Below are 3,230 nucleotides of genomic sequence, written 5' to 3'. Positions count from 1 at the left end.
CCCCGCGCCCGAGGGGCAGGCCGCCCTCGCGCTGGGCGGGCCGGGCGGCGACGTCGCCACCCCCGTGGCGCTGGCGGATTTCCTGCGGGCGCTGAACTTTCCCGATACCCTGGCCGATGCCGAAGGTTTCCGCGCCCTGCGTGCGGCGCTGGCCGATCCGCGTGCGGCGCGGGTGATCCGGGCCGCGCAGGACGTGCTGACGCTGATCAGCGAAGATGGCATCTACATGGACGACCTCACCCCCGAGGTCGCCGACCCCGACCTCTGGCGCCGCTTTGCCCGGGGTGCGCGCGGTGGCCCGATCGCCGATCTGGGCGGGGTGCGCGACGAGGGCAGCCTCGGGCGGGCCGCAACCCGGATGCGCGAGGACGCGGTGTTTCGCGACGTCGCCCACCATTTCCTGCGCCACTTCGACCGCATGCTCGAGGCGCTGGAGCCACAGTTGAGCGATGCCGATATCCTCGATCTGTCCGAGACCCGCTCGGCCCGGGCGTTCATGCTGCTGGGCCGGGTGACGGGGATGTTCGGCTGAGGGCACGGCCCGAGGATCCCGCATGCTGGCCGTGGCGCCCCCCGTCCGTGCGAGTGGCCTGCTCCTCGGCACGCCGCGGGTCATGGGCGACGATCAGGCGGTGGCCGGCGAAACCGACCTCGGCCCGCCCTGCGTCGTCGCAATCAAGGGCGCGGAAGGTGTCCACCAGATCGGCAGAGCGGCGCGCGGGCACCGCCCGGATGAACCCCGGCCGCCGGTCTCCCCCGGTGGCCAGGGCGGTCAGCTCCTCGTTATTTTCCAGGCACAGAAGGCCGCGGTCGGCGACAAGGGTGCGAGGATGGCGCCTCCTCCATCCCCAGGGCGATCGCCGGAATCCGCCGCGTCGCCTTGGTCTCCGTCGCCCCCGTCGCCGCAGCCCGAAGCGCGCGCGCCGAAAGCTCTGTTCGTGTGATCGCAATGGCCATCCAGCCCTCCACGCTGCGATGACACGGACCCACAGCACAAAGCCGGAGGGGCTCCCGCGCGGGTCCGTGACGAGGGCCGCCGGCAGACGCCATTGAACAAGGGATGCCAGCGAGAGGCCGGCCGCCAGTGCCCGCCCACGACCTGTCGAAGTTGGGCTGACCGGGTCCACAGGCCGTGCGCGGGGCCTGCATGATCGCCCGGGGCCTGCGCTGTTCCGGCGGGCGGGGGGTCAGCTGCCCGCCGTCGCCCGGGCCGCCAGCGTGCGCATCGCCGCGCCGATCTCGTGCCACACGGTCCGCAGGTAGGAGCGCGTCACCATCACTTCCAGCGCCCCGCCCCGGCGCAGGATCAGCGCGGGGACATGGCCCACCAGCGTGCGCGCCGCCGCCCCTTCGGCAAACGTCACCGGGCGCAGGTCGATGGGCACCAGCCGCGCCAGCACCGCCCCGGCGTTCGTGCCGGACAGGGCAAGGCCGACCCAGCCGTCGGTCAGATCGATCACCGCCGCGTCGCCAAGCTCGGGCGCGGGGATGCCGATCAGGAACGCCGTCTCGCGCCCGGCCCAGACGATGCGGGTGCCCGCCACCTCCAGCGACCGCCCCGGCTCCGGAAAGCCCAGGCCCCGCGCCTTGAGGGCCGCGTCCACCGCGCCCCCGCGCCCCGGCCAGGGCTGGATCGCCGACACCGGCCCGAGGTCGAGCACCTCCAGCGTGCAGCCCGCCCCCTCCTGGATCGGGGTGCCGTCCAGCGGTCCGCCTGCGATCAGCTCAGCCACGCATCCGCCCTCCTTCGGGGTCGAAGAACACCGGCGCGCAGACATCGCACAGCGTGTCGATGCCGCGCAGCCGGTCCACCAGCCGCACCCGGTCGCCATGGCGCGCGCGCCCGTCCTCCAGCAGGCCCAGCCCCAGCCAGCCCAGCGCGGGGGACGGCCCGACCGAGGTGACGTAGCCGCGCGAATGCGGCCGGGTCAGCGGCGCGCCGGCATCGAACAGATGCGCGCCCGCGGTGATGCGCTGATCGCGCACGACCGGGCGCAGGCCCACCAGCTGCGCGCGCTCGGGACCGTTCAGGCCGGGGCGCTGGCTCGCGGCCTTGCCGATGCAGTCCTTTTTCGCGCTGACCATGCCCCCCAGCCCGAGGTCGAACGCGGTGGTGCGGCCGTGCAGCTCGGCGTGGGTCAGGAACCCCTTCTCGATCCGCAGGACGTTGAGCGCTTCCATCCCGTAGGCCCCGCCGCCCAGCGATTCCGCCCGCGCCACCAGATCGCGGAACAGCGCCGCGCCGAAGCGCGCCGGGACCGCGACCTCGTAGCCCTGCTCGCCCGAGAAGGAGATGCGGAACAGCCGCGCACGCACCCCCATGACGCCGACCGTGGCGCAGGACATGAACGGAAACTCGCCCAGCGGGGCGTCCAGGATTCCGTCCAGCAGGCGCCGCGCCCGGGGCCCGGCGATGGCGACCTGCGCCCAGGCGTCGGTGACCGAGGTGAAGCGCGTGCGCAGCCGGGGGCGATAGGCCTGCTGCACGAACTCCAGATGGCGCATCACCGCGCCCGCGGCGACGGTGGTGGTGGTCACCAGCCAGCGGTCGTCGCCCAGCCGCGCCACGGTGCCGTCGTCCATGACATGGCCGTCCTCGCGCAGCATCAGCCCGTAGCGGACCCGCCCCGGCGCCAGGGTGGAGACCCTGTTGGCATAGACGAAATCGAGAAACGCGCCGGTGTCCGGCCCGCGCAGCTCGATCTTGCCGAGGGTGGAGACATCGGCCACGCCCACCGCGCCGCGCACATAGCCCACCTCGCGGGTGCAGGCGGGCAACCAGCCGTCCTCGTCCGGGGCGGGGAAGTAACCGGGGCGGTACCACAGGCCGGATTCGACCATCGGCGCGAACCGCGCGACCGCCGCGTCATGCGAGGGGGTGAATCGTTGCGGCATGAACCCCTTGCCACGCGCGCCCGCGCCCATGGCGGCGATGGAGACCGGCTGGAACGGTGGGCGGAAGGTGGTGGTGCCGGTCTCGGGGATGGTGCGGCCGGTGGCATCGGCCAGTACCGCGAGCGCGGCCACGTTGGAGGACCGCCCCTGGTCCGGCGCCATGCCCTGGGTGGTGTAGCGCTTCATGTGCTCGACCGACGAGAACCCCTCCTGCGCGGCCTGGCGGACGTCCTTGGTGGTGACGTCGTTGGCGAAGTCGAGCCAGGCGCGGCCGGGGGCGTCCACCTGCCAGAAGGCGGTCTGGGCGGGGGCGGCGCCGCTGGCCTCGGGCAGGG

Annotated in this window: 2 protein-coding genes and 2 pseudogenes; 1 reads left to right on the top strand and 3 read right to left on the bottom strand. The window is 73.7% G+C overall.

What is annotated here, in order from left to right; genetic code table 11:
- Positions 1-532, top strand: a pseudogene (locus CCR87_RS00555) (hypothetical protein); the annotation flags it as partial.
- A gap of 49 nt (positions 533-581) precedes the next feature.
- Here CCR87_RS00555 and CCR87_RS17005 read toward each other — a convergent pair.
- The 3 genes and pseudogenes from CCR87_RS17005 to CCR87_RS00545 form a co-directional block, all read right to left on the bottom strand.
- Positions 582-821, bottom strand: a pseudogene (locus tag CCR87_RS17005) (IS1634 family transposase); the annotation flags it as partial.
- 366 nt (positions 822-1,187) lie between these two features.
- Positions 1,188-1,733 (bottom strand): sarcosine oxidase subunit gamma, encoded by a 546-nt coding sequence (locus CCR87_RS00550; RefSeq protein WP_201155387.1) that lies wholly within the window; start codon positions 1,731-1,733, stop codon positions 1,188-1,190.
- Positions 1,726-3,230, bottom strand: a 1,505-nt coding sequence (locus tag CCR87_RS00545; protein WP_274609736.1) for a glycine cleavage T C-terminal barrel domain-containing protein, incomplete at its 5' end; no start/stop codon positions are given. The genes CCR87_RS00545 and CCR87_RS00550, both read right to left, overlap by 8 nt.

This window comes from Rhodobaculum claviforme (assembly GCF_016653255.1).
GTDB classification, from domain to species: domain Bacteria; phylum Pseudomonadota; class Alphaproteobacteria; order Rhodobacterales; family Rhodobacteraceae; genus Rhodobaculum; species Rhodobaculum claviforme.
This window is presented reverse-complemented; position numbering and strand designations above follow the sequence as displayed.